The following is a 24,508-nucleotide window of genomic DNA, read 5'->3' as shown; positions in this document are numbered from 1 at the left end:
GAATACTCGCGGGGGAATAGCCTATGGACACGCTTAATTGCATCGAATGTTTTATTCGCAGCGCCCAGTCCGGCAGCTTTGCCGAGGCCTCGCGGCGTCTGGGGCTGACGCCGGCTGCGGTCGGGAAGAATGTGGCGCGGCTAGAGGCTAGCCTGGATGTGCGACTGTTTCAGCGGAGTACGCGCAAGCTGAGTCTTACCGAGGCCGGCGAGCACTTTCTGGCCGAAGCGGCGGGTGGCCTGAGTACTCTGCAACTGGCGATGGAGAATCTCACCAGCCTGCGCAGCCAGCCGGCAGGTGTTCTGAAGGTGAGCATGGGCCTGTCGTTCGGCCGTGAGTACATGGTGCCGCTGCTGGTGGAGTTTCTACGGCGTTATCCGCGCATCGTGCCGGACTGGCACTTTGATAACCGCCAGGTAGACCTGATTGCCGAAGGCTTTGATGCCGCCATTGGCGGTGGCTTTGATATTCCCCAAGGTGTGGTGGCGCGTGAGCTGGCACCAGCCCACCGCATATTATTGGCGGCACCACAGTACCTGGAGCAGGCTCCGCGCTTGGATTCACCCGCGGATCTACCTCAGCACGCCGGCATCTTGATTCGCTCACCGCAAACCGGTCGTGTGCGCCCATGGGCCTTGCGCAACCGCGAGGGCCTGTTGGCTTCCGCAGAGATGCAAACCCGGATGACCTTCAGCGACCCCGAAGCCGCCTGCGCTGCCGCCGAGAGCGGGCTGGGCATTGCCTTGGTCAGCACCGGCCATGCCCAGATATACCTGCGCCGAGGCACCGTGCAACGGGTATTACCGGACTGGCATGTGGATGCGGGAGCCCTTTCGATCTATTTCGTCGGGCAAAAACTGTTGCCGCAAAAGACTCGCGTATTTATCGATTTTGTCCGCGAGCAATTCCAGCAACAGGGGCTGGAAAAGCGCTTGTCAGCGCTGTGAGCGTCACGTTGCCTTGGGCGGCGTTTGCTTTCAGGCTTCGGCAATCCCCAGCATGTCCTTGATCAGCGCTTCGGCCACGCGAATACCATCGACACCTGCCGACAGAATACCGCCGGCGTAACCCGCTCCTTCACCGGCCGGGTACAAGCCGCGCACGTTAAGGCTCTGCATATCTGCGCCACGGGTGATGCGCAGCGGCGAGGAGGTGCGGGTTTCGATGCCGGTGAGCACCGCATCATGCAGGTCGAAACCTTTGATCTGCTTGCCGAAAGCCGGCAGGGCTTCGCGGATGGCTTCGATGGCAAAGTCCGGCAGGGCCAAAGCCAGGTCGCCCAGCTTGATCCCAGGTTTGTAGGATGGTTCGACGCTGCCCAGCTCAGTCGATGGCGTGCCGGCGATAAAGTCGCCAACCAGTTGCCCTGGCGCTTCGTAGGTGCTGCCGCCGAGCAGATAGGCCTGCGACTCCAGCTGCTCTTGCAGCTCCACCCCAGCCAGCGGGCCGCCCGGATAATCCTGCTCCGGGGTGATGCCGACCACGATGCCTGCGTTGGCATTGCGCTCATTGCGCGAGTACTGGCTCATGCCGTTGGTCACCACGCGGTTCGGCTCCGAGGTGGCGGCGACCACGGTGCCGCCCGGACACATGCAGAAGCTGTAGACCGAGCGGCCGTTCTTCGCGTGGTGCACCAGTTTGTAATCCGCAGCACCGAGCTTGGGATGTCCTGCGTATTTGCCCAGGCGCGCACGGTCAATCAGGCCTTGCGGGTGCTCGATACGAAAGCCCACCGAAAATGGCTTGGCTTCCATGAAGACTTCGCGTTTGTGCAGCATGCGGAAGGTGTCACGCGAGCTGTGGCCAAGGGCCAGGATCACCTGGCGGCTGAGAATCTGCTCGCCGCTGTCGAGCACCACGCCTTTGAGCTGGCCATCCTCGATCAGCACATCGCTGACGCGCTGCTGAAAGCGAACTTCGCCGCCTAGCGCCTTGATCTCTTCCCGCATGGTGGCAACCACGCCGGTGAGGCGGAAGGTGCCGATGTGCGGCTTGCTGACGTAGAGGATTTCATCAGGCGCGCCGGCCTTGACGAACTCCTGCAGCACCTTGCGTCCGTAATGCTTGGGGTCCTTGATCTGGCTGTACAGCTTGCCGTCGGAGAACGTACCGGCACCGCCTTCGCCGAACTGCACGTTGGACTCCGGGTTGAGCACGTTCTTGCGCCACAGCCCCCAGGTGTCTTTGGTGCGCTGACGCACTTCGGTGCCGCGCTCCAGCACGATAGGCTTGAGTCCGGCCTGGGCGAGAATCAGCGCGGCGAAAATCCCGCAGGGGCCAAAGCCGACTACCAGCGGACGCTCTGCGAGGTTCTCCGGCGCCATGCCGACGGGTTTGTAGGCGGTATCCGGGGTGACGCTGATATGCCGGTCATCGCTGAACGTGGCCAGCAGCGCCGCTTCATCGCGCAGCTCGCAGTCGATGGTGTAGATGAAGTGCATCTCAGTGGATTTTTTGCGCGCATCGTAGCTGCGCTTGAACAGACTGAAGTCGAGCAGCTCGCTGTCGGCAACCCCCAGACGCTGGACGATGGCCGGGCGCAGGGCCTCGTCGGGATGATCGAGGGGCAGCTTGAGTTCGGTGATACGAAGCATGAGGAACGATCCACTTTCAGGGCCGGAGGCAACCCGGCAGCTTTTAAAAGGCGGCGATTATACGCCTGATCTGTGGCTAAAGGCCGCCGCCGATAAATGGCAGCGGCCCGTCATGTGGCAGCCTCAACCCTGAATGCTAGCGCGTCTCAGGGTTAACCCAGGCCAGCATCACATCGAGCATGCGGTTGGCGAAGGCCCACTCGTTGTCATACCAGGCCAGCACTTTGACCAGATCACCCTGCACGCGGGTGTGGCTGAGGTCGACCACGCAGGACACCGGGTAACCGTTGAAGTCGCTGGACACCAGCGCCAGCTCGTTGCACTCCATCACCCCAGGCGGCAACTGCAAGGCACCGGCCTGCAGCGCGGCATTGATCGCTTCGCGGCTGGTTGGGCGTTCGCTGGTAAAGGTCAGATCGACCAGTGACACGTTGGGCGTCGGTACGCGTATCGACAGCCCATCCAGACGACCGATCAGCTCCGGCATAACCAGGCCAATGGCCTTGGCCGCGCCGGTGCTGGTGGGGATCATCGACAGCGCGGCGGCGCGGGCGCGGTAGAGGTCGCTGTGGGTCTTGTCCAGCAGGTTCTGGTCATTGGTGTAGGAGTGGATGGTGTTGACCAGGCCCTGGCGAATGCCCACGGCTTCGTGCAGCACCTTGGCCATCGGCGCCAGGCAGTTGGTGGTGCAGGAGGCGTTGGAAACGATCTGCTGATCGCCCAGCAGCTGGTGGTTGACGCCGTAAACCACGGTCAGGTCGGCGCTGTCCAGCGGGTGCGAGAGCAGCACGCGCGGGCTGCCGGCGCTGATGTGTTGTTCGACTTGGTCGCGCTTCTTCAGCTTGCCGGTGCATTCGAGCACCAGATCCACCGCATGCTCACGCCAGGGTAGATTGGCTACTTCGCGTTCACGCAGCAGCTGGATCGGGTGGCCGTTTACCAACAAGGTATCGCCGTCCAGGCTGATATCTCCAGGAAAGCGGCCGAAGGTGGAGTCGAAGCGGGTGAGGTGGGCGAGGGTGCTTTGCTCACCCAGGTCATTGATCGCGGTGAGGTGGATCTGCTGCTCCAGTTTGCGCTCGAACAACGCGCGCACCAGGCAGCGACCGATACGTCCATATCCATTGATAGCAATGCGCAGCATAACGATATCCCTTTGGCTGACTTCCCTTTCAGCTTAGGTCAATCGTCTGCCAGTCGGCTGATCCGTGTCAGCCAGCTGATTACTAATCGTTACGTGCGCCGCCTAGGTAAGCGCAACCACGCAGGATTTCCCCATTAAGGCGCAACTCGGCGCTCAAATGCTGTACTGCGCCACTCATGCCATCGACACAGCGCTGGCGGGCGATCCACAGGTCTAGGCGTTGGCCGTTGGCTTCGCTGCTGAGGTTGAGGCGACCTTCGGGCAATTGCTCTTCCAGGTACGGCAGCGCCTGTGGCTCTTTGCCTGGGCGATTGAGGATCAGCCCCTGATTGCTTACCGCGATATTCCAGTCCGGTTCATGGCCGCTGGCGCGCAGGATGGTGCGGGCGAAGTTGATATCTGTACAGCCATGACCTTCAGCCTGTACGCGGTACACCTGGTTCGGCACGAACTGGCCATCGACACCTTTCTGCTCATTGGCCTGTAGTTGGCCGCGCATATCGACATAGAGCGTGTTATGGCCGTCAGCGAACAGCGTGCTGGCCTCGCTGGTTAGCCCGGCCGCGCTGTCGTCCTTGAGGATAAATTGACGTTGTTCCTGGCAGGGGCGAAACAGCAACTGGCCCGCGTTCAGGCTGAGCTCGCCCTGCATGCGCGTCTGCTCGATTGCAGGCTCGGCGGGTTTGTCGGTAAACACCTGGCAACTGGCGAGCAGTGGCAACAAGGCAAAGCAAAAAGGGCGGCTGAAACGCATCGTGGGGCACTCCTGAAAAGTGCGCTCACGTTACCCAGGCCCCTGGCGTATCACAAGGGTACGCCGCTACATGTTGGCAGGGTGGCGTGAAATCTGCATCTAGGCGCTATCCGCCGGTTTCTTGTCACCGGCAGCGGGAGAGACATGATGCGTAGTCTGTTGCTGATAATGAGCGTGTTGCTGCTGGGCGGCTGTATGAAGGCCAGTGATCTGGCGGATGAGGCAATCTATCAACTGCGTGATGTGGGCGTGCTTGATCATAGCCAGACGCGTCGCGCCAGCCCTTGGCGCCTGCAGGCTGATTCCTTTATTTATATTGCCCAAGGGCATTTCGTGCCGCCGGGTGATGCCTACCCGCGGCCCAATGTGGTGGCTGAGGAAGCCTACAAGGGCTTTATCGAATATTTCCCCATGGTGCGTCGTGCCAAGGCGCCGCTAGGGTTGGAGGAGTCGTTGGCCGAGGCCCGCGAAGCCGGGGCGCACTATCTGTTATACAGCCGCTTTGCCTATGCCGATGACCGTATCGGTACGGTGGAGGAGTGGGAGGACCAGGAGGCGCTGGATCGCCTGGGTACTGATCGCGGAGTGATCCAGCTGATGCTGATCGAGACCAATACCCGCTATTTGGTCGATACCGCGCGCATTCGTGGCCGCGGAGGCTTGCTGACCCTCTATGATGCAAAACCGGAGGACCTGATTGGTCCGGCGCTGCAGGATTACGCGCGGCGTTTGTTGGGCTTGGGACATTAATGATGACTGATACAGGCAAAGCCGGCGATTTGCTGGCGCAGATACCCAAAGGGGAAGGCAAGGGCTTGCCGCCGGTGCACCTGTGGAACCCGGCGTTCTGCGGGGATATCGACATGCGCATCGCCCGCGACGGCACCTGGTACTACCTAGGCACGCCGATTGGCCGCAAACCGATGGTCAAGTTGTTCTCCACCATCATTCGTCGCGATGGCGATAAATACGTGCTGGTGACGCCGGTGGAGATGGTCGGCATTCAGGTCGATGACGCACCCTTTGTCGCAGTCAGCCTGCAGGTTGAAGGTGAAGGTGAGACGCAAGTGCTGCGTTTCATCACCAATGTCGAGGATGAGCTGGTTGCCGGCAGTGAGCATCCGCTGCGGGTCGAACTGGATGCCGTGACCGAAGAGCCCGCACCCTATGTGCATGTGCGCAGCAATCTTGAGGCGCTAATTCACCGCAATGTGTTCTATCAGCTGGTCGAGCTGGCGGTGCCGCGCGAGATTGATGGCAAAGCCTGGCTGGGTGTGTGGAGCAGTGGTGAGTTCTTCCCCATTGGCCCGCAACCAGAATAACTGCACGTCGCCTGGATGAAATCCATGGACTCGCTGGTCGGTTTCAAGATTGATCCCGGATTGCAGCAAGTGTGAGCTGTATGAAGGGCAAGTGTTCTTTGCCTGATCGTCAGCCAAAGAAAAAGGCTCCCGAGGGAGCCTTTTTTGTGCCTTACATATTGGGGTAGTTAGGCCCGCCCGTACCTTCAGGTGCCACCCAGTTGATGTTCTGGGCTGGGTCCTTGATGTCACAGGTTTTGCAGTGCACGCAGTTCTGCGCGTTGATCTGGAACTTCTTCTCGCCGTCCTCCAGGGTCACGATCTCGTACACGCCCGCCGGGCAGTAGCGCTGCGCCGGTTCGTCGTACAGCGGCAGGTTCTTGCCCAGCGGAATGCTCGGGTCGGCGAGCTTCAGGTGGCAGGGTTGTTCCTCTTCATGGTTGGTGTTGGAGAGGAATACCGAGCTGAGCTTGTCGAAGCTAAGTTTGCCGTCGGGTTTCGGGTAGCTGATCTTCGGCGCATCTGCAGCCAGCTTCAGGCAGGCGTAATCCGGCTTGGTATCATGCAGGGTGAAGGGGATCTTGCCGCCGAAGATGTTCTGGTCGAGCCAGTTGAAGCCGCCGCCAACCAGTGGGCCGAACTTGTGCAGCGCTGGGCCGAAGTTACGGCTGCGGAACAGCTCGTCGTACAGCCAGCTGGCCTTGAATGCGTCGACATAACCGGTCAGCTGGTCGCCGCCTTCCTTGCCTGCAAACAGCGCGTCAGCCACGGCGTCCGCAGCGAGCATGCCGGACTTCATGGCGGTGTGGCTGCCCTTGATCTTGGCGAAGTTCAGGGTGCCGAGGTCGCAGCCGATCAGGGCGCCACCGTTGAAAACCATCTTCGGCAGCGAGTTGAGGCCACCTTTGCAGATGGCACGTGCGCCGTAAGAAACGCGTTTACCGCCTTCCAGGTACTGGGCGACTACCGGATGGTGCTTGTAGCGCTGGAACTCATCGAATGGCGACAGGTGCGGGTTGCTGTACGACAGGTCGACGATCAGGCCAACTACTACTTGGTTGTTTTCCAGGTGATAGAGGAAAGAGCCGCCAGTGTTTTCGCTGGCAACGATATCCAGCGGCCAGCCAGCGGTGTGCACCACCAGGCCTTGTTCGTGCTTGGCCGGGTCGATGTCCCAGATTTCCTTGATGCCGATGCCGTAATGCTGGGCGTCGGCTTCGGAGTCGAGGTCGAATTTCTTGATCAGCTGCTTGCCGATATGGCCGCGGCAGCCTTCGGCGAACAGGGTGTACTTGGCACGCAGTTCCATGCCTGGGGTGTAGTAACCCTCTTTCGGGTGACCTTCACGGTCAACACCCAGGTCGCCAGTAAGAATGCCGTAGACCGCGCCTTCTGCGTTGATCAGCGCTTCCTGAGCGGCGAAGCCTGGGTAGATTTCTACGCCGAGGTTTTCCGCCTGCTGCGCCAGCCAGCGGCACAGGTTGCCCAGGGAAATGATGTAGTTGCCATGGTTGTGCATGGTCTTGGGCACAAAGAAGTCCGGAACCTTGGTGGCCTTCTCGGCATTGCTGAGCACGTAGATGTCATCGCGCTTGACCGGAGTGTTCAGCGGGGCGCCGAGCTCTTTCCAGTCTGGGAACAGCTCATTCAATGCACGCGGCTCGAACACCGCACCGGAAAGAATGTGTGCGCCGACTTCGGAGCCTTTTTCGACCACGCAGACGCTGATTTCTTTGCCGGCTTCGGCGGCTTTCTGCTTCAGTCGGCAGGCGGCGGACAAACCAGCAGGGCCGGCGCCGACGACGACGACGTCGAATTCCATAAATTCGCGTTCCACAGGCAATCTCCTACTCAGGGCTCTCTAATTTTATTTGGCGATCGAGCTCGTTCCATGAGCGATGCTGGCGCATTATATCCAGACCCTTCGGATGGGCCAATACAAACGTTTGTTTGAATTTTCTGTAGGGCTGTTAGAATCTTACTACATCGCTGACGATTGGCCGGTTCGTTGTATTGACCAGTCTAGGTCGTGCGGTCAAGATACGGGCGGTTTTGTGTCTGCCGTTATTGGTCGACTCCCGGTTCCGGCCGGTCTGTAGTTCCCGCCATGTTCGCTTCTGGCGACATTCTTATTCACCGGAGAGTAACGAGGAATCCATGAAGGTTCTTGTAGCTGTCAAACGAGTGGTCGACTACAACGTCAAAGTTCGCGTCAAAGCGGACAACAGCGGCGTTGATCTTGCCAACGTCAAGATGTCGATGAACCCTTTCTGCGAAATCGCCGTGGAAGAAGCTGTACGCCTGAAAGAGAAAGGCGTGGCGAGCGAGATCGTTGTCGTAACCATCGGCCCGGCCACTGCTCAAGAGCAGCTGCGTACCGCGCTGGCGCTGGGTGCTGACCGTGCCATCCTGGTTGAGTCCGGTGACGAACTGAACTCCCTGGCTGTGGCCAAACTGCTTAAGGCAGTGGTCGACAAAGAGCAGCCGCAGTTGGTGATCATGGGCAAACAGGCCATCGACAGCGACAACAACCAGACCGGCCAGATGCTCGGCGCACTGACTGGTTTCGGTCAGGGCACCTTCGCCTCCAAGGTTGAAGTAGCTGGCGACAAGGTCAACGTAACCCGCGAGATCGACGGCGGTCTACAGACCGTTGCTCTGAGCCTGCCAGCTATCGTGACCACCGACCTGCGCCTCAATGAGCCGCGTTATGCGTCGCTGCCGAACATCATGAAAGCCAAGAAAAAGCCGCTGGAAACTGTTACTCCGGCCGATCTGGGCGTTTCTACCGCATCCACCGTCAAAACTCTGAAAGTCGAAGCGCCTGCTACCCGCAGTGCCGGCATCAAGGTCAAGTCCGTGGCTGAACTGGTCGAGAAATTGAAGAACGAGGCGAAGGTAATCTAAATGACTATCCTGGTTATCGCTGAACACACCAATGCCGCCCTGGCTCCAGCCACGCTGAACACTGTTGCAGCTGCTGCGAAGATCGGTGGTGACATCCACGTTCTGGTTGCAGGCTCCGCTTGCGGCGCTGCTGCCGAAGCTGCTGGCAAAATTGCTGGCGTGGCCAAGGTGCTGGTTGCTGACAACGCCGCTTTCACTCACCAGCTGCCGGAAAACGTCGCGCCGCTGGTAGCTGAGCTGGGCAAGGGCTACAGCCACATTCTGGCTGCTGCTACCAGCAACGGTAAGAACATTCTGCCGCGCGTTGCCGCTGCGCTGGACGTTGATCAGATCTCGGAAATCATCGCTGTTGAAAGCGCTGACACTTTCAAGCGTCCGATCTATGCCGGTAACGCTATCGCCACCGTGCAATCTTCCGCTGCCGTTAAAGTCATCACCGTGCGTAGCACGGGTTTTGATCCGGTTGCTGCTGAAGGTGGCTCTGCTGCTGTTGAAGCAGTTGGCGGCGCAGCTGACGCTGGCAAATCGGCTTTCGTTGGTGAAGAACTGGCCAAGTCCGATCGTCCTGAACTGACCGCTGCCAAGATCGTCGTTTCCGGCGGCCGTGGCATGCAGAACGGTGACAACTTCAAACACCTGTACGCTCTGGCCGACAAACTGGGCGCTGCTGTAGGTGCCTCGCGCGCCGCAGTTGACGCAGGTTTCGTACCGAACGACATGCAGGTCGGTCAGACCGGCAAAATCGTTGCGCCACAGCTGTACATCGCCGTCGGTATCTCCGGCGCGATCCAGCACCTGGCTGGTATGAAAGACTCCAAGGTGATCGTTGCGATCAACAAGGACGAAGAAGCGCCGATCTTTCAGGTTGCCGATTACGGCCTGGTTGCTGACCTGTTCGAAGCAGTACCTGAACTGGAAAAACTGGTCTAAGCCGGTTTCCCTAGTGCAGAAAAAACCCGCTCACTGAGCGGGTTTTTTATTGCCTATATTTTGGCGCTAATCCGGCAATGCTTGGAGAAAGGTCCGGTAGTGCTGTGCGGTCAGTTCCGCCCGTTCAATCATCGGCGCATGGCCGGTATCCGCCAGGATAACCACGCTGGGTTTGCGCAGCAGGGGCTGCATGACCTCGACACTGGATACGTTTAGTGCACGATCTTCTGCGCCCCAGATGATCAGCGTCGGTGCCTGGATCTTCGGCAGCTCCGGTTCCAACGGGATATAGCGTTCGATCAGGTGGGCGAATACCTGGTCGTAGTGCGCGCTATTGGCGATGGCCTGCTCGGCGAAATAGACCTTGAGCGATTCCGGCAGATAGGGCGGCTGCACGAAGATAAAATCGAGCAGGCGCTGAAAATCCTCGGGGCTTTTTACCACCAGCGGATTGGGCTCGCCGCGCTGCAGCCGTTGCATCAGTTCGCTAGGCTGCGGCGAGGTGATACCGGCGTTGTCGAGTAGTGCCAGAGATAAAGTCTTGTGTGGATAGCGTGCGGCATATAGCGCGCTGATATGCCCGCCCATGGAGTTGCCGATCAGGTGCAGCTGTTCTATTTTCAGCGCATCAATCACGCTGGCCAGGCGTTCGGTCTGGGTGCCAACATCGTAGCTCCCGGCTGGTTTGTCGCTGGCACCGAAGCCTGGCAGGTCGAGGGCTATAATCCGGTAATCCTGGCTGAGGTGCCGAGCGAAACGCAGCCAGTTATCCTTGTTGGCCGCAAAGCCGTGCACCATCAGGATGGTTTGTGCGCTGCTTGGGCCGCCCTCGTAGTAATGAATGCTAAGATCGCCCACGCTGATCTGCTTGAGACTTAGCCCGGCGCGTTGTCGCTCCACCAGCTGTACGCTCGTCAACAAAGCGGCGGGTGACAGGTAGAGCAGGGCTGCAGTGCCGGTTAGCAGTAGCATTAAGGCTGCGATCAGTTTTTTCATGATTAGTCTTTATCGCGAATTCGTATGGATGCGTATTAAGCTAGCATGATCCAGAAGTCTCCCGATGTGTGGCCGCAGACGCCCATCCAAGGTTAAGTCGAGAAGTCGCCAATGCTTGAGCGTGGTTTTTATAGGTCGTTTCTCCTGTTGTTTGCAGCGCTGCTGATGCCGGCTTTAGCCGTTGCAGCAGGCAAGTGCGAACGCCTGGTGGCGACTGGTAATCCGGAGTATCCGCCATACCTCTGGCGTGACCCGCAGAATCCTCAACAACTGATCGGCGCCAATGCCGACCTGCTGCAGCACCTGGCCAAGGAGCTGGGTGTGGTGGTGGATATCATCTATACCGGGCCCTGGTCACGGGCACAGGATGAAGTGCGCACCGGTCGTGTCGACCTGATTGCCGGGGCGTTTCTGACTCTGCCGCGCCTGGAAGTCATGGATTACGTGCATCCGGCGTTTTTCTATACCCCAAGTGTGGTCTGGGTACATCGCGGTGCCGAGTTCCCCTACGCCGGCTGGGATGACTTGCGCAATCGCACCGGCGATACCTTGGTTAACAACAGTTTTGGCCAGACATTTGATGCCTACGCCAAGAGTAATCTGACTCTGGAAGGCGTTGCCAGCCTGACCCAGGCGTTCCAGAAGCTCTTGCTTGGGCGTACCGACTATGTGCTTTACGAGCGTTATCCGGGGCAGGCTCTGGCCGATAGCTTGGGCATGCAGGACGATCTGCTGGTGCTCGATCCACCGATCTCCAGCGAAGGTTTATACCTGACGTTGTCGCATAACTCGGCCTGCAACGATGCGTGGCTGCGCGGCATGTTGGCGAAGAAAATGAACGAGGCGATCGCCAGCGGTTTGCCGGACGACTTGCTGCAACGCAATCTGCAGCGCTGGAAAGATCAACAGCTCGCCCCCACCGGTGAAGCTGAACAGTAGGGAAAATCTGTGATTTATCGACGTATTTGTGCGGCCTTGCTGCCGCTCATGCTCAGTGCCTGTGCATCCGACCCTGCGCCTAATGAGCAGCTGAGCTTGACCGAACAAGCGCTTAGTCAGGCCAAGGCGCTGGGTATTTCTGCTGAGCAATCGGCTTCGCTGCGCCTGGCCGAGGAAAAGCTCGCATTGGCCCAAGCGGCTATGCAGGATGAGGATTACAAACAGGCGCGGGTGTATGCCGAGCAGGCCGAGCTGGATGCGCGACTGGCTGAAGCCGAGCACCTGACCGAGAAAAGCCAGCAGCAACTGGCCGAACTGAGTAACGCCATCAACCGCTTGCGCAAACAGCTGGGAGGCTTGCAATGAAGCATGCTCAGCTAAGTCTGTCGGCGCTTTTCGTGGCGCTGCTGTTGACCGGCTGCGCCTCATCGCACAGCTCAAGCGACCAAGCACTACAGGAGGCGAACGCCGCCTTTCAGCAGGTCAAGGAAGATGCCGATGTGCTGCGCAGTGCGCCCAAGGACCTGATTCGCGCTGGTGAGTCGCTGGCCAAGGCTGATCGGCTGTCGAGCTATTGGGGCAGCGGCGCTGATGTCAGTCACTATGCCTATCTCAGCCAGCAATACAGTGCGATTGCTGGGCAGAAGAGCGCGCTCAATCTGAACCAAGAGCGTGCGGTCAAGCTGGAGCTGGAGCGTCAGCGCCTGCAGTTAGCCTTGCGTGAGGCCAAGCTGCTCAGCGTGCAGGATCAAAGCAATTGGCTTGAAGAGCAGATGGTCAGCCTGGCCACCAGCCAGAGCGAGCGCGGCCTGGTGATGACCCTGGGCGATGTGCTGTTCGATGCCGGCCACAGCGACCTCAAGGCCTCGGCCAATCGCACAGTATTGAAGTTGGTGCAGTTCCTTCAGCTCAATCCCCGGCGCATCGTGCGCATCGAGGGCTATACCGACAGCCGTGGCGATGCCCAGGAAAACCTTGAGCTATCCCGCGCTCGTGCCCAGGCAGTGGCCGATGTACTGGTCGATCTGGGCATCGATGGTAAACGCATCGAAGTGCAGAGCCATGGCGAGAGCTTCCCGGTAACCGAAAATGCCTCAGCGAAAGGCCGGGCGCAAAATCGCCGGGTAGAGATCGTGTTCTCCGATGAGCAAGGCAACCTGGGCTCGTCGCGCTAAGTTTTGCGTCGTTTAAAAGCCCCGGTTGGCCGGGGCTTTTTATTGCCTGTCATTCAGATCGGCGCAGCCTGCGGGCAGTCGCTAGGCATCGCCGCACAGTCCATACACCTGTTAATTGAACCGCTACAGTCCTGGCGGGTTCGCACTGTATCGCCCACAATTCAGTGAGCTGTACCGGTGCAATCGTAAAAGCCCGGTTTACTGTTACGGTTCAGTCAAGCAGGAACGCGGTCATGACCAATCTGTTGCTTTATCAGCGTATTGCCCAGCAACTGGCGGAAGACATCCGCCGCGGCGTTTACCAGCCCGGTGAGCGTGTACCTTCGGTGCGCAAGATGAGTGCGCAGCTCAGCGTCAGCCACGCGACTGTGCTGCAGGCCTACGCCAACTTGGAAGATCAGGGTCTGATTCGCGCCCGCCCGCAGTCTGGCTTCTACGTGCACCAGACCCCTGCCCTGACTGCGCCAACTCCCGATATCGCCCGCGTAGAGCGCCCTGGCTTGGTGACGCGCAGCAGCATTATCAATCAGGTGCTCACCGAGTCACGTCGCGAGGGCGTGTTTCCCCTCGGCGCAGCGGTGCCGCATGTGGATTACCTGCCGGTGCGCGCGTTGCACCAGCAACTGGCCAAGGTCACCCGTTTTCACAGTGCCCGGGCCTTTAGCTATATGTTCAGCCCGGGTTTTGAGCCGCTGCGGCGCCAAGTGGCGATTCGCATGCGCGATGCCGGTGTGGTGGTTGACCCGACTGAAGTGGTGATCACTCACGGCTGTGTGGATGCCCTGCAGATGAGCCTGCGCGTGCTGACCAAACCGGGTGATTTGATTGCCGCAGAGTCGCCGACCTATTACGGCCTGCTGCAACTGGCTGACCTGCTGGGCCTGAAAGTCATCGAGATTCCCAGCGACCCAACCACCGGTATCAGCCTGGAAGCCCTACAACTGGCGGCCAACCAATGGCCGATCAAGGCGTTGGTATTGACTGCGCGGCTGAGCAACCCGCTGGGCGGCACCATTCCCGAGGAGCGTCAGCGCCAGTTGCTGCGCTTGGCTGGTGATTACGATATCCAGATCATCGAAGACGATATCTACGGCGAGCTGATGTTCGAGCAGGGTCCGACCAAGGCGCTCAAATCCCATGATCGTGAAGGGCGGGTGGTGTATTGCTCGAGCTTCTCCAAAACTCTCTCCCCCGGTGTACGTATCGGCTGGATTGTTGCCGGCAAGTATCAGGATGAAATTCAGCGCCTGCAGACCTTTAGCACCCACTCGGCATGCAGCGTGACGCAGATGGCGGTAGCGGCGTATCTGGAGAACGGCGGTTACGACCGCCACCTGCGCTTTATCCGTCAGGAGTACCGCAAAAATCTCAGCGCCTTCCAGCTGGCGGTGCAGCAGTACTTCCCCGAAGGCACGCAGATGAGTCGGCCCAAGGGCGGCTTTATTCTCTGGGTCAGCCTGCCGGCGCGGGTTAATACCAAGGACCTACACGTACGTGCGCTGCAGCAGGGCATCAGCATCGCGCCAGGCCTGATCTTCAGTAATACCGAGCAGTTCAACCACTGCATCCGGCTGAACTGTGGCATTCCGTGGAACCGCGAAGCTGAGCGCGCCTTGATGACGTTGGGCATGCTGGCCGGGCAGTTGTGTCAGGAGGGTGTGGCGGTTTCCTGAGGCTACGTCTGGTCCTATCAGCCTGCGCCGCAGTACTCTACCATCGCCAGTAGGACACATAAGGCAGGGAAACCGGTGCGGACGATTGTTGCGTTACTCTGCCTGTTACTGGGCGTACAGGGCGCTCGTGGAGCCGACTTCACCGTTGGGGTAGAAGCGATCAACTTCTACCCGATCTACGACGGAACTGCGGTTCACTACCGCGGCTATGGCCGGGATGTGCTGGATCATTTCGCCAGCAAATACGGCTATAACTTCCACTATGTTCATTTGCCGGTGAAGCGCCTTTACCGCAACTTCCTCAGCACTGACGAACTGGATTTCAAATTTCCCGATAATCCGCTTTGGCAGCGCGACATGCGCAAGGACAAGGCCGTCACCTACAGCAATACCGTCTACCAGGCCATCGAGGGGCTCTTCGTGTTGCCGGCGAACCGCGACAAATCGCTCGCAGAACTTGCGGCGATTGCCACCGTGAGAGGGTTCGATGCCTGGCCTTACAAAGTCGACATCGCCAATGGCGTTATCGAGCTGCAATTCGCTAACACTCAGGACAGCCTAGTGGCGCTTGCTCGGCAAGGCCGGGTGGGTGGTATCTTCTACGAAGCAAGTGCGCTCAACTGGTATCAGTACACGAACGATATCCCGGCTGGTGACAGGCTCGTGTTAAACGAACGCTTGCCGCACTATCGACCGCAGTTTTTTCTGTCCACGCGCACGCAGCCGCAGATCATTGCTCAGTTCAACCAGTTTTTGCAGGACGAATCCCACTTGCTGCAACGCTTAAAGAGCAAATATGGGCTGTCGGATATCCAAGCACCCTAAAACCGGGGGCGACCTTCCCAGTATTCTCCAGCTGGCCTTTACGGCTGATGGGAACATTTTTACGAACGGTTAACCCGTCTGCCGACACCTCTGCGTCTACCTGAGCGAATGGTCTGTTTGATCGCCCAGGAGATGCCCCCCATGTCTGCTTACCCCGTATTGCTTACCCGTCCGCTGCTTGCCGGTTTTGCCGCCGGCGTACTGATCAGCCTCGGCGCTTGCAGCGCCGCCAGCCCCGACGCACCGGCCACCGAGGCTGGCAGCCCGCAGCTCAGCGACCAAGCCCATAAGCGTGAGCGTGCCGAGCTGCATGAACAGCTGGCCGCTGCCCCCGCTGAATTGCAACGCAAAAGCCAGGTGGCGGGCAGGGCGGTGATGCCCAGCGTGGCCTATGCGCCGATGCCGATGTCTGTGCAGGTCGATGCCTTGCCGCCGGGCTATCGTGACGAGAACCGCGAGCAGTATCAGAAACTGGCCGACAACCCGGTGCATGCTGTGGCTGAGTCGCCGGTTTCGACTTTTAGCATCGATGTGGATACTGGCAGCTACGCCAATGTGCGGCGTTTCCTCAATGGCGGGCAATTGCCGCCGCAGGATGCCGTGCGCCTGGAGGAGCTGGTCAATTACTTCCCCTACGCCTACCCGCTGCCCACAAGTGATGTGCCATTTGGCGTACACACTGAGCTGGCGGCTACGCCGTGGAACTCCGAGAGCCGCCTGCTGCGTATCGCCATCAAGGCCTCGGATCTGCGGGTAGACGAGCTGCCGCCGGCCAATCTGGTGTTTCTGGTGGATGTCTCCGGCTCGATGGATCGCCGCGATGGCCTGCCCATGGTGCAAAGCACCCTGAAGCTGCTGGGCGAGCAGCTGCGCGCCCAGGACAAGGTGTCGCTGGTGGTCTATGCGGGCTCATCCAGCGTGGTGCTGGAGCCAACATCCGGCAGCGAGAAAGCCAAGATCCGCGCAGCCATCGATCAACTGACGGCGGGCGGCTCCACTGCCGGTGAGTCAGGCATTCAACTGGCCTATCAGCAGGCGCAGCAGGGCTTTATCAACGACGGCATCAACCGCATCCTGTTGGCCACCGATGGCGACTTCAACGTTGGCATCAGCGATTTTGAAACCCTCAAGCAACTGGCCGCCGACAAGCGCAAAACCGGCGTCTCTTTGACTACCCTGGGCTTTGGCACCGATAACTACAACGAGCAGTTGATGGAGCAGCTGGCCGACGCTGGTGATGGTAACTACGCCTATATCGACAACCTGCGCGAGGCGCGCAAGGTGCTGGTTGATCAGCTCAGTTCGACCCTTGCGACCGTGGCTAGCGATGTGAAGATTCAGGTCGAGTTCAACCCGGCTGAGGTCAGCGAGTATCGCCTGCTGGGTTACGAGAACCGCGCGCTAAAGCGTGAAGACTTCAGCAACGACAAGGTCGATGCCGGCGAAATTGGCGCAGGCCACACGGTAACCGCGCTCTATGAAGTAGTGCCGGTGGGCCGCAAGGGCTGGTTGGAGCCGCTGCGCTATCAGGCCGCTGCAAAAAACGACGGCAAAGCGGGCGAACTGGCCTGGCTGCGCATTCGTTACAAGGCGCCAGGGCAGGACGTCAGCAAACTGCTTGAGCAGCCAATTCAGGACAACGATACACGTGCCGTCAGCGAGGCCAGCGAAGACCTACGCTTTGCCGCAGCGGTGGCCGCCTTCGCCCAACAGCTTAAAGGCGATACCTACACCGGTCGTTTTAGCCTGGCCGACAGCGCCGAACTGGCGCGCAACGCAAAAGGTGCCGACCGTTTTGGCCTGCGTGCCGAGTTCGTGCAGCTGGTGGAACTGGCGCAGAGTCTGCAAACTGCGTCGACCCGTTCAACTAGCGCACGAGTACAGCAGTGAATCGACCCCTCACGGATGACGACGCCGCCTTGTTGCGGCGTTACCGCCGCGGTGATGCGGCGGCTTTCGCCGAGTTGTATCAGCGCCACCGGCTCGGCTTGTTCCGCTTTCTGCTTGGCCTGTGTGGCGACCATGCCCTGGCCGAGGAGGTGTTTCAGGACACCTGGATGAGTCTGATCCGCAGCCAGAGTGAACAGCGCGATGCGGTGCTGTTCAAAACCTGGTTGTACCAGATCGGCCGTAACCGGTTGATCGACGCCTGGCGCAAGCATGGTCGGCACCAGGCGGGGCATGCTGAGTACGAGGAACAGCAGCATGCCCCGCACGACCCGCAGCCGGGCCCCGAGCAGCAGCTCAGCCTGAGTCGCGATCAGCAGCGTCTGCAGGCGGCCCTGGCGGATTTGCCGGCAGAGCAGCGCGAAGTGTTTCTGCTGCGCGCCCATGGTGACTTGGAGCTGGCTGAGATCGCCGAGCTGACCCAGATACCCACAGAAACGGTGAAAAGCCGTTTGCGCTATGCCTTGCAGAAGTTACGTCGGCTGCTGGCTGACCCGGCCGCCGAGGAGTTGCCCGTATGAACCACGATCAACATATATCCGATGAGCACGAGCGGCAGATGCTTGCGCATTTTCGCCAGCACAACGGCGGTGAGCCCAGCGCACAGCTGGATGCGCAGATTCTCGCAGCCGCCAACGCCGCCGTGCGCAACGCGGCCACAGATGAGGCCAAACCCGGTTTGGGCGCGCGCCTGTACAGTTGGCTGTTTGGCGCGGGTGGCCGGCAGCGCTGGTCCGCGGCCTTGGCCGGAGTCGCCTGCCTGGGGATTGGTGTAAGCCTGACCTGGCGCACCTTTGAGCAGGCACCGGATGCCTTCGATGCCGTGCCCAGCGGCGCGCCGATGGCACCGGCTGCGGCGAGGATGGCACCGCAATCTGCGCCGATGCCCGCACCACTGGCGGAGTCCGCTGCGGTGGCTGATGAGCCGGAACGTTCACGTGCGGCGCAGTCTGCTCCGATAGTTCAGGGCTACAGCGCAGATGCCGCCAAGGCCGAAAAAAAGCTGTCGGCCGGTGCGTCCAGTCAGCTGCTGAGTGAAGAGTCGGCGGCCGATACGTTGCATGATGTTACGCCAGCGGTTTCTGCCCCAGAAAAAATGCCAGAAGCGCTAGGCAGGCAGACTGAGGTGCAACTGCGCAGTGAGTTGCAGCGCTTGCTCAAGCTGCGCCGTGACGGCTGGACGGATGAGGCTGATGCCTTGCTATTGCAACTGATGCGCGAGCATCCCGAGCTGGATATCGACGCGCAGTTGCAGCAACTGCAGGCGCCTGAATAAGCGGTGTAGGCACGTCGCTGGCGGTCATCGATACCGATGTGCCGTTGGCTGAGGCTCAGTGCGTTGTTACCTGCTGTACCGACTACGGGCTTGCCAGAGTGCGGGGTAGGGGCCAGCATAGTGGCTTGTGTTACTGCCTTTGTACCTGCTTATGTTGCCTATTCGAAGCCTCGCCCTGCTGCTGACTCTGTTGTCAGTGGCTGCCTGTGAGCAAAGCACCAACCCGCCTGCAAAGCCCAAGGTTGAAACCGTCAAGACTCAACCGGCGCCAGCCACGGTTACCAGCAAACCAGCCAAGACCGAGCCCGCACCTGCGGTAAACCAGCCAGCGCAGCCCCGCCCCCCTGAGCCAAAACCCGCGGCGGTGGTTCAAGCCAAGTCGAAACCAGCTGTGGTTGCTCCCAAGCCCGAACGTGAAAAGCCAAAAGTGCCGTTGGATCTGAGCCTGCATACCAATGTCTTCGAGCCCCTGCCGCCGGTGGCGCCACTCAGCGACTTGTCGATCCCCTTATTGCCGCCGATGTTTGGTGACAAGGACAAGACTGAGGAGCCTTTTCAACTCAATGGCAAGCTGATCACCAACGAGCGTGATGATGACTACTGGCAATCGGTCGAGGGTGCGCAGCTGGAATTTGAGTTCAAGCGGTAGCCGGTAATCAGAAGCGGTAGGCCTGCTCGCCTATGGCGGTAAATAGGCTGTGATCCAGCGGGGTAAAGCGCGCCTGGCCCGGCAGGCGCACCCACAGTGGTTCCTGCACCGTAGCGGGGTTGTAGGCGGCCTGCTTGAGGTCAGTCTTCTTGTATTTGAAGGTGCCGGTGGTTTCCACCTCGCCCAACAGGCGGATAAACAGCGGCGCGGCGTACACCGGTAATTCAGCATCCAGGTGCGCGGCAAGGGCGGTGCTATTCAGGTGCTGGCCCTCACTCAAGCGCAGCGCGGCCATACCGCAGCGGCCATTGGTGCCGGGTATTTCCACGCCGTACACCACCGCATCTTCCACCCCTGGAAACGCGCCCAGGACGTTTTCCACCTCAGTGGTCGATACGTTTTCGCCTTTCCAGCGGAAGGTATCGCCCAGACGATCGACAAACTGCGCGTGCTTGCAGCCGATGTCGCGCATCAGGTCGCCGGTGTTGAACCAGGCATCGCCCTTCTTGAATACGTTGCGCAGAATCGCCGCCTCGCTCTTGGCCGGGTCGGTGTAGCCGTCGAACGGCCACTTGGCGCTGATTTCACTGATCAGCAAGCCCGACTCGCCTTTGTCTGCCTTCTGCAGAAAGCCTTTGGCGGTGCGGATGGCGCAGTCGCTCTCTAGGTCGTAACGCACGATGGCGTAGGTGGCGGGGGAAAAACCTACGGTGTTGTCGAAGTTGAACACGTTGGTAAAACCGATATTGCCTTCGCTTGATGCATAGAACTCGGTGATCTGCTCAACGCCGAAGCGTGCCTTGAATTCGGCCCAGATCGAGGGCCGCAGACCGTTGCCTATCATGCAGCGCAGGCTGTTGTTCTGCTCTGCCGCGCACTCGGGCTGGTTAAGCAGGTAGCGGCACAGCTCGCCTATATAGCCGAAGCAGGTAGCCTGATAACGCTGCACATCCGGCCAGAAGGCGCTGGCGGAGAACTTGCGGCGCAGGGCGATGGCCGCGCCACCGGCGATGGCGGCGCTCCAGCACACGGTCACGGCATTGTTGTGATAACAGGGCAGGGTCAGGTAGAGCACATCTTGATTGCTCAGGGTTAGCCCGGAGTGGCCGAAGCCGCCGTAGGCCTTGATCCACTTGCCGTGGCTCATGATTGAGGCCTTGGGCAGGCCGGTGGTGCCGGAGGTGTAGATCAGGAAGCAGGGGTCTTTCATCTGCACCTTGGCGCTATCCGGCGGGTTATCGCTGGCCTGGCTGCGCGCCAATTGCATCAGGTTGGTCCAGCCGTCCGGTGCCTGGCCTGCGTCCTGCTGGCAGTCCTGATCGGCGATCCAGTAACGCGGTGTTTGCGGGTTTTCCAGCAGCTCGGCGACCTCAGTGAAGACGTCCACTAATTCCGCGCCGATTAGCATAAAGCCCGGTTTGACCAGATTCAGGCTATGCGCCAGCACCTTGCCGCGCTGGGTGGTGTTGACCAGCGCACCGACCGCGCCGAGCTTGCTTAGGGCGGCGAGGGTTGCCAGCAGCTCTAGGCGATTCTCCAGCATCACCGCCACCACACTGCCATGGCGCACGCCTTCAGCCTTGAAGGCCCAGGCCAGGCGGTTGGCCCAGGCGTTGAACTGGGCATAGCTGAGACTACGCGACTCATCCAGCAGCGCCGGGCGTTCGGGATGCTGCTGCGCCGTGCGCTCCAGTGCCCAGGCCAGCGACAGGTTTTTCTCGCGATTGCGAATGCCAGCGTAATACAGGCCGCGCAGCATGCGGGGTACGCGTGGCAGGTGCTGGGGTAGGCAGGCAAGGAAACGCAGTGGGGAAATCAGGTCGGTCTGGCTCATGGTTCTCGCGCTTAGGGTTGTTATAGGGCGGCGAAGCCCAACTCTAGTTGCCCGCATGCAGCCCTACCATGGCTCTGGCGCAAGCCGGGCAGGGCAGATCGGCAAATAGCGCGCTTGCGTATTGTCAGCTGGCCTGGAGCTATGGCATTAGTTCGACACGCTCGCGCGATTGCGTGTTGAACCAGGAGAGACGATGAACCTGAACCAAGTCACCGTGGCGGTCACCGATGTGCCGCGTTCTATTCGCTTCTACCAGGGCCTGGGCCTGCAGCTGATTGTCGAGAGCCTGCCGGACTATGCAAGGTTTTGCTGCCCAGATGGTCAGGCGAGTTTTTCCCTGAGCAAAGTTGCGCAGGTGCCTGCCAGCCAGACGCTGATCTACTTTGAATGTGCGGAGCTGGATCAGACCGTCGCCCGCCTGCAGGCCCAGGGTTTTGAGTTCAGCATGCTGCCGACCGATCAGTCTTGGCTGTGGCGCGAGGCCTATCTGCAGGACCCGGACGGCAATCCGCTGTGCCTGTATCACGCCGGCGAAAATCGCTTGAACCCGCCCTGGCGGCTTAAGCCAGACACCTAATGCCTGGTCAGGCGAAGTGCAACGTACTCAATCGACAAACAGGTCAGTCATCAGCTTGCCGGTCGGGTCAAAGCGGTACTGCTCGAAATTGTTCTGACCCTGTTCGCGGAGGATTTCTTCGTCGATCAGCAGGCGGCCGCTGATGCTGCGCTCACTGCTCGAAAGGATGGCATAAGCCGCGTCGGCCATGATTGCGGGTACCCGCGCGGCTTTCATTACAGCCGGGCCGCCGGCTTCGAACTCGATGGCCGCGGTGGCGATTACGGTTTTTGGCCACAGCGAATTGACGCTGATGCCGTACTTCTTGAATTCCTCATGCATGCCTAAGGTCAGCATGCTCATCCCGTACTTGGTGGTGGTGTAGGGGCCGTAGTTGGCGAACCACTTGGGGTCGAGGTTAAGCGGCGGCGACAGGCTAAGAATATGGCCCTTGCTCTGTTTGAGGTAGGGCAGGGCCGCCTGGCTGCAGACCATCACTGCGCGGGTGTTGATCTGGAACATCAGGTCGAAGCGCTTGGGTTCGAGTTTCTCCACACCGACCAGCTTGATCGCGCCGGCGTTATTGATCAGCGCGTCGATGCCGCCAAAGTGTTCGGCCGCCTGGGTCATGGCCGCTTTTACCGCGTTCTCGTCACGCACATCGACTTGCAGGGCCAGGGCCTTTCCGCCGACTTCCTCGACCTCGGCGGCCACCGAGTGGATGGTGCCGGGCAGCTTGGCGTGAGGCTCGGCGCTTTTCGCCGCAATCACGATATTGGCCCCCTCAAGCGCGGCGTGCAGAGCGATTTCACGGCCGATGCCACGGCTGGCACCGGTGATAAACAGGGTTTTGCCTTGCAGTGACATGGACGTTCTCCGTGTTTTTTTGTTATTCGTCTGAGCCGCTTTTGTAGGTTGGGTTGAGCGCGGCGATACCCAACAATTTTGTGTGCCGATGGGCATCGCTCTGCTCAACCCATCCTACGTTTCTGTCCCTACGCGTCTGTGGCTTCGATTTCCACCAGCAGCTGGCGGTTCTTCACCTGATCGCCACGGCTGACGCCAATGCGGCGTACCACACCGTCGATGCTGGCCTTGAGCGGGTGTTCCATCTTCATCGCTTCCAGCACCACCAGCAGTTGGCCTTTGCTGACGCTGGCGCCTTCCTCGACCAGCACCTCGACGATCGCGCCGTCCATCGGTGCTTTGACGCTGCCCGATCCAGCACCGGCAGCGCTGCTGACCGGCAGGTGGGTAATGTCGGTCAGTTGCAGGTTGCCGTTATGGCCATACAGCCAGAGGTTGTCGCCCTCTAGGTGGTAGGCCAAGCGCTGACGAATACCGTCCACTTCCAGCGTGGCCCAACGACCATCGCTGGCCAACAGGGTGAGGCTGACCTGCTGTTCGCCGAGCGTGGCCAACAGCTTGGGCTGCGCACCGTCGGCCAGTACCTCCAGCGCCACGTTGCAGTTCTGCTCACCGTGTTTAAGCACAAAGCGCCATGGCGCACTGCCGGCGTTGCGCCAACCGGCCAGGCCGCCTTGATGCGCACGAGTATTGGCCGATTGCTGAAACAGCAAGACGGCAGCGGCAGCCAGTTCAGCGACTTGCGGCGGTTGCGGGCTGAGGCTCGGGTCGCTGGCGAAATGTTCGGCAATAAACGCGGTGGTGGCGTTGCCGGCAGCGAACTCCGGGTGGCTTAGCAGGTTGGCGAGGAAACGCTGGTTGCCGTTGACGCCGAGCAGCACGCAATCCTCTACTGCGCGTACCAGCTTGCGCCGCGCCTCTTCGCGGGTGGCACCGTAGGCAATGACTTTGGCCAGCATCGGGTCGTAGAACGGGCTGATGACCTGGCCTTCAACTAGGCCGTGGTCGATGCGAATGCCGTCACGCAGCGCCGGTTCCCAGCGCAGCGCGGTGCCGGTCTGTGGCAGGAAGTTCTGCGTGGCGTCTTCGGCGTACAAACGCACTTCCATGGCGTGGCCAGTTAGGCGGATTTCGTCTTGCCTGAGCGGTAGCGGCTGACCTTCGGCAACACGAATCTGCCAGGCGACCAAGTCTTGCCCAGTGATCAATTCGGTGACTGGGTGCTCGACCTGCAGGCGGGTGTTCATTTCCAGGAAGAAGAATTCGCCGCTCTGATCCAGCAAGAATTCCACCGTGCCGGCGCCGACGTAGTTGACCGAGGCAGCAGCTTTGACCGCCGCTTCGCCCATGGCTTGGCGCCGCTCAGGTGTCATCACTGGGCAGGGCGCTTCTTCGACCACTTTTTGATGGCGGCGCTGTACCGAGCAGTCGCGCTCGCCGAGGTAAACGATGTTGCCTTGGCTATCGCCGAATACCTGGATCTCCACATGGCGTGGCTGAATCACCGCGCGTTCGAGAATTAGCTCGCCAGAGCCGAAAGCGTTCTGTGCTTCGGAGCGGGCGGTACGGATTTGCTCGGCCAGTTCACTGGCTTGGTGCACCAGGCGCATGCCACGGCCACCACCACCGGCGCTGGCCTTGATCATCAGCGGGTAGCCAATACGGCCGGCTTCGCGGATCAGGGTTTCCTCATCCTGGGCCGCTCCTTCATAGCCGGGAATACACGGCACGCCGGCTTCGAGCATGGCGATCTTCGACAGGCGCTTGCTGCCCATCAGGTGGATGGCTTCCACCGTCGGGCCGATAAACACGATGCCGGCAGCCTCACAGGAGCGGGCGAAGTCGGCGTTTTCCGAGAGAAAACCGTAGCCGGGGTGGATCGCATCAGCCCCGGTTTTCTGCGCTGCCTTGATAATGTTGTCGATGACGAGATAGGACTGATTGACCTGCGCTGGGCCAATACACACAGCCTCATCGGCTTGCTGCACATGGCGTGCGCCGGCGTCGGCTTCCGAGTAGACGGCCACGGTGCGGTAGCCGAGGTCCTGAGCGGTGCGCATCACCCGGCAGGCGATTTCCCCGCGGTTGGCGATCAGAATTTTGTTAAAGGCGGGCATCTGTGTGCTCCTGCTGGGATCGTA

At 60.1% G+C, this 24,508-nt stretch carries 23 protein-coding genes; 15 read left to right on the top strand and 8 right to left on the bottom strand.

What is annotated here, in order from left to right; genetic code table 11:
• Positions 1–23: 23 nt before the first annotated feature.
• On the top strand, positions 24–947 hold the full coding sequence (locus tag AACY25_RS11770) for a LysR family transcriptional regulator (RefSeq protein WP_339524704.1): 924 nt from the start codon (positions 24–26) through the stop codon (positions 945–947).
• 30 nt (positions 948–977) lie between these two features.
• Here AACY25_RS11770 and AACY25_RS11765 read toward each other — a convergent pair whose 3' ends face one another.
• From AACY25_RS11765 to AACY25_RS11755, 3 genes are all read right to left on the bottom strand, one after another.
• Entirely contained in the window at positions 978–2,594 is a 1,617-nt protein-coding gene (locus AACY25_RS11765) for an NAD(P)/FAD-dependent oxidoreductase (RefSeq protein ID WP_339524703.1), read from the bottom strand.
• Between the two features lie 136 nt (positions 2,595–2,730).
• Positions 2,731–3,738: a type I glyceraldehyde-3-phosphate dehydrogenase gene (gap, locus tag AACY25_RS11760; protein ID WP_339524702.1), complete on the bottom strand. Its 1,008-nt coding sequence runs from the start codon at positions 3,736–3,738 to the stop codon at positions 2,731–2,733.
• Positions 3,739–3,820: 82 nt separating this feature from the next.
• Positions 3,821–4,492, bottom strand: coding sequence for a COG3650 family protein (locus AACY25_RS11755; protein ID WP_339524701.1), 672 nt, complete (start codon positions 4,490–4,492; stop codon positions 3,821–3,823).
• 147 nt (positions 4,493–4,639) lie between these two features.
• Here AACY25_RS11755 and AACY25_RS11750 point away from each other — a divergent pair, with 147 nt between their 5' ends.
• Positions 4,640–5,242, top strand: a complete 603-nt coding sequence (locus AACY25_RS11750; protein ID WP_339524699.1) for a DUF4823 domain-containing protein — start codon at positions 4,640–4,642, stop codon at positions 5,240–5,242.
• A gap of 2 nt (positions 5,243–5,244) precedes the next feature.
• The gene (locus tag AACY25_RS11745) at positions 5,245–5,814 is read left to right on the top strand and encodes a DUF1285 domain-containing protein (protein WP_339524698.1); all 570 of its coding nucleotides are present in this window, start codon (positions 5,245–5,247) and stop codon (positions 5,812–5,814) included.
• A 151-nt stretch (positions 5,815–5,965) separates the two neighbouring features.
• Here AACY25_RS11745 and AACY25_RS11740 read toward each other — a convergent pair whose 3' ends face one another.
• Positions 5,966–7,630 (bottom strand): electron transfer flavoprotein-ubiquinone oxidoreductase, encoded by a 1,665-nt coding sequence (locus AACY25_RS11740; RefSeq protein ID WP_339524696.1) that lies wholly within the window; start codon positions 7,628–7,630, stop codon positions 5,966–5,968.
• 320 nt (positions 7,631–7,950) lie between these two features.
• Here AACY25_RS11740 and AACY25_RS11735 point away from each other — a divergent pair, with 320 nt between their 5' ends.
• Positions 7,951–8,700 carry an electron transfer flavoprotein subunit beta/FixA family protein gene (locus tag AACY25_RS11735; RefSeq protein WP_339411884.1) on the top strand — a complete coding sequence of 250 codons (750 nt, stop codon included), beginning with the start codon at positions 7,951–7,953 and terminating at the stop codon, positions 8,698–8,700.
• On the top strand, positions 8,701–9,630 hold the full coding sequence (locus tag AACY25_RS11730; RefSeq protein WP_339411883.1) for an electron transfer flavoprotein subunit alpha/FixB family protein: 930 nt from the start codon (positions 8,701–8,703) through the stop codon (positions 9,628–9,630).
• A 66-nt stretch (positions 9,631–9,696) separates the two neighbouring features.
• Here the strand turns inward: AACY25_RS11730 and AACY25_RS11725 are convergent, their stop codons facing one another.
• On the bottom strand, positions 9,697–10,626 hold the full coding sequence (locus AACY25_RS11725) for an alpha/beta fold hydrolase (protein ID WP_339411882.1): 930 nt from the start codon (positions 10,624–10,626) through the stop codon (positions 9,697–9,699).
• Between the two features lie 111 nt (positions 10,627–10,737).
• Between AACY25_RS11725 and AACY25_RS11720 the strand changes: the two genes are divergently transcribed.
• The 9 genes from AACY25_RS11720 (at position 10,738) to AACY25_RS11680 (ending at position 19,110) form a co-directional block, all read left to right on the top strand.
• Positions 10,738–11,565: a substrate-binding periplasmic protein gene (locus tag AACY25_RS11720; RefSeq protein ID WP_339411880.1), complete on the top strand. Its 828-nt coding sequence runs from the start codon at positions 10,738–10,740 to the stop codon at positions 11,563–11,565.
• Positions 11,566–11,574: 9 nt separating this feature from the next.
• Complete coding sequence (locus tag AACY25_RS11715) at positions 11,575–11,931, top strand: DUF4398 domain-containing protein (RefSeq protein ID WP_339411878.1); 357 nt, start codon at positions 11,575–11,577, stop codon at positions 11,929–11,931.
• The gene (locus tag AACY25_RS11710) at positions 11,928–12,740 is read left to right on the top strand and encodes an OmpA family protein (protein ID WP_339411876.1); all 813 of its coding nucleotides are present in this window, start codon (positions 11,928–11,930) and stop codon (positions 12,738–12,740) included. The genes AACY25_RS11715 and AACY25_RS11710 overlap by 4 nt, the downstream gene beginning before the upstream one ends.
• Before the next feature lie 233 nt (positions 12,741–12,973).
• Complete coding sequence (locus AACY25_RS11705) at positions 12,974–14,413, top strand: aminotransferase-like domain-containing protein (RefSeq protein WP_339524694.1); 1,440 nt, start codon at positions 12,974–12,976, stop codon at positions 14,411–14,413.
• A 75-nt stretch (positions 14,414–14,488) separates the two neighbouring features.
• A complete protein-coding gene (locus tag AACY25_RS11700) occupies positions 14,489–15,238 on the top strand; it encodes a hypothetical protein (protein WP_339524692.1) in 750 nt (249 codons plus the stop codon).
• A gap of 141 nt (positions 15,239–15,379) precedes the next feature.
• The gene (locus AACY25_RS11695) at positions 15,380–17,128 is read left to right on the top strand and encodes a vWA domain-containing protein (RefSeq protein ID WP_339524690.1); all 1,749 of its coding nucleotides are present in this window, start codon (positions 15,380–15,382) and stop codon (positions 17,126–17,128) included.
• On the top strand, positions 17,125–17,706 hold the full coding sequence (locus tag AACY25_RS11690; protein ID WP_339524689.1) for an RNA polymerase sigma factor: 582 nt from the start codon (positions 17,125–17,127) through the stop codon (positions 17,704–17,706). The genes AACY25_RS11695 and AACY25_RS11690 overlap by 4 nt, the downstream gene beginning before the upstream one ends.
• Positions 17,703–18,461: a hypothetical protein gene (locus AACY25_RS11685; protein ID WP_339524688.1), complete on the top strand. Its 759-nt coding sequence runs from the start codon at positions 17,703–17,705 to the stop codon at positions 18,459–18,461. Before AACY25_RS11690 ends, AACY25_RS11685 begins: the two co-directional genes overlap by 4 nt.
• Positions 18,462–18,612: 151 nt before the next feature.
• Positions 18,613–19,110, top strand: coding sequence for a hypothetical protein (locus AACY25_RS11680; protein ID WP_339524687.1), 498 nt, complete (start codon positions 18,613–18,615; stop codon positions 19,108–19,110).
• Between the two features lie 7 nt (positions 19,111–19,117).
• Here AACY25_RS11680 and AACY25_RS11675 read toward each other — a convergent pair whose 3' ends face one another.
• Positions 19,118–20,944, bottom strand: a complete 1,827-nt coding sequence (locus tag AACY25_RS11675) for a long-chain-acyl-CoA synthetase (protein ID WP_339524686.1) — start codon at positions 20,942–20,944, stop codon at positions 19,118–19,120.
• 193 nt (positions 20,945–21,137) lie between these two features.
• On the opposite strand from AACY25_RS11675, the gene AACY25_RS11670 reads away from it, so the two are divergent.
• Positions 21,138–21,521, top strand: coding sequence for a VOC family protein (locus AACY25_RS11670; RefSeq protein WP_339524684.1), 384 nt, complete (start codon positions 21,138–21,140; stop codon positions 21,519–21,521).
• 27 nt (positions 21,522–21,548) lie between these two features.
• On the opposite strand, the gene AACY25_RS11665 is transcribed toward AACY25_RS11670, so the two are convergent.
• Both AACY25_RS11665 and AACY25_RS11660 read right to left on the bottom strand, forming a co-directional pair.
• Positions 21,549–22,367, bottom strand: a complete 819-nt coding sequence (locus AACY25_RS11665) for an SDR family oxidoreductase (protein WP_339524682.1) — start codon at positions 22,365–22,367, stop codon at positions 21,549–21,551.
• A gap of 128 nt (positions 22,368–22,495) precedes the next feature.
• Positions 22,496–24,484 carry an acetyl/propionyl/methylcrotonyl-CoA carboxylase subunit alpha gene (locus AACY25_RS11660; RefSeq protein WP_339524680.1) on the bottom strand — a complete coding sequence of 663 codons (1,989 nt, stop codon included), beginning with the start codon at positions 24,482–24,484 and terminating at the stop codon, positions 22,496–22,498.
• Positions 24,485–24,508: the final 24 nt, after the last annotated feature.

Origin of the sequence: Pseudomonas sp. EA_35y_Pfl2_R111, assembly GCF_963970955.1 — a bacterium.
Taxonomy (GTDB): domain Bacteria; phylum Pseudomonadota; class Gammaproteobacteria; order Pseudomonadales; family Pseudomonadaceae; genus Aquipseudomonas.
Note: the sequence above shows the minus strand (reverse complement) of the source record. Positions and strands in the feature narration are given on the sequence as shown.

What these genes read in the sequence shown, in the direction of transcription:
- AACY25_RS11770 (WP_339524704.1), top strand. Translation starts at nt 24, where the DNA reads ATGGACACGCTTAATTGCATCGAATGTTTTATTCGCAGCGCCCAGTCC.
- AACY25_RS11765 (WP_339524703.1), bottom strand. Translation starts at nt 2,594, where the DNA reads ATGCTTCGTATCACCGAACTCAAGCTGCCCCTCGATCATCCCGACGAG.
- gap (WP_339524702.1), bottom strand. Translation starts at nt 3,738, where the DNA reads ATGCTGCGCATTGCTATCAATGGATATGGACGTATCGGTCGCTGCCTG.
- AACY25_RS11755 (WP_339524701.1), bottom strand. Translation starts at nt 4,492, where the DNA reads ATGCGTTTCAGCCGCCCTTTTTGCTTTGCCTTGTTGCCACTGCTCGCC.
- AACY25_RS11750 (WP_339524699.1), top strand. Translation starts at nt 4,640, where the DNA reads ATGCGTAGTCTGTTGCTGATAATGAGCGTGTTGCTGCTGGGCGGCTGT.
- AACY25_RS11745 (WP_339524698.1), top strand. Translation starts at nt 5,245, where the DNA reads ATGACTGATACAGGCAAAGCCGGCGATTTGCTGGCGCAGATACCCAAA.
- AACY25_RS11735 (WP_339411884.1), top strand. Translation starts at nt 7,951, where the DNA reads ATGAAGGTTCTTGTAGCTGTCAAACGAGTGGTCGACTACAACGTCAAA.
- AACY25_RS11730 (WP_339411883.1), top strand. Translation starts at nt 8,701, where the DNA reads ATGACTATCCTGGTTATCGCTGAACACACCAATGCCGCCCTGGCTCCA.
- AACY25_RS11725 (WP_339411882.1), bottom strand. Translation starts at nt 10,626, where the DNA reads ATGAAAAAACTGATCGCAGCCTTAATGCTACTGCTAACCGGCACTGCA.
- AACY25_RS11720 (WP_339411880.1), top strand. Translation starts at nt 10,738, where the DNA reads ATGCTTGAGCGTGGTTTTTATAGGTCGTTTCTCCTGTTGTTTGCAGCG.
- AACY25_RS11710 (WP_339411876.1), top strand. Translation starts at nt 11,928, where the DNA reads ATGAAGCATGCTCAGCTAAGTCTGTCGGCGCTTTTCGTGGCGCTGCTG.
- AACY25_RS11705 (WP_339524694.1), top strand. Translation starts at nt 12,974, where the DNA reads ATGACCAATCTGTTGCTTTATCAGCGTATTGCCCAGCAACTGGCGGAA.
- AACY25_RS11695 (WP_339524690.1), top strand. Translation starts at nt 15,380, where the DNA reads ATGTCTGCTTACCCCGTATTGCTTACCCGTCCGCTGCTTGCCGGTTTT.
- AACY25_RS11685 (WP_339524688.1), top strand. Translation starts at nt 17,703, where the DNA reads ATGAACCACGATCAACATATATCCGATGAGCACGAGCGGCAGATGCTT.
- AACY25_RS11680 (WP_339524687.1), top strand. Translation starts at nt 18,613, where the DNA reads ATGTTGCCTATTCGAAGCCTCGCCCTGCTGCTGACTCTGTTGTCAGTG.
- AACY25_RS11675 (WP_339524686.1), bottom strand. Translation starts at nt 20,944, where the DNA reads ATGAGCCAGACCGACCTGATTTCCCCACTGCGTTTCCTTGCCTGCCTA.
- AACY25_RS11670 (WP_339524684.1), top strand. Translation starts at nt 21,138, where the DNA reads ATGAACCTGAACCAAGTCACCGTGGCGGTCACCGATGTGCCGCGTTCT.
- AACY25_RS11665 (WP_339524682.1), bottom strand. Translation starts at nt 22,367, where the DNA reads ATGTCACTGCAAGGCAAAACCCTGTTTATCACCGGTGCCAGCCGTGGC.
- AACY25_RS11660 (WP_339524680.1), bottom strand. Translation starts at nt 24,484, where the DNA reads ATGCCCGCCTTTAACAAAATTCTGATCGCCAACCGCGGGGAAATCGCC.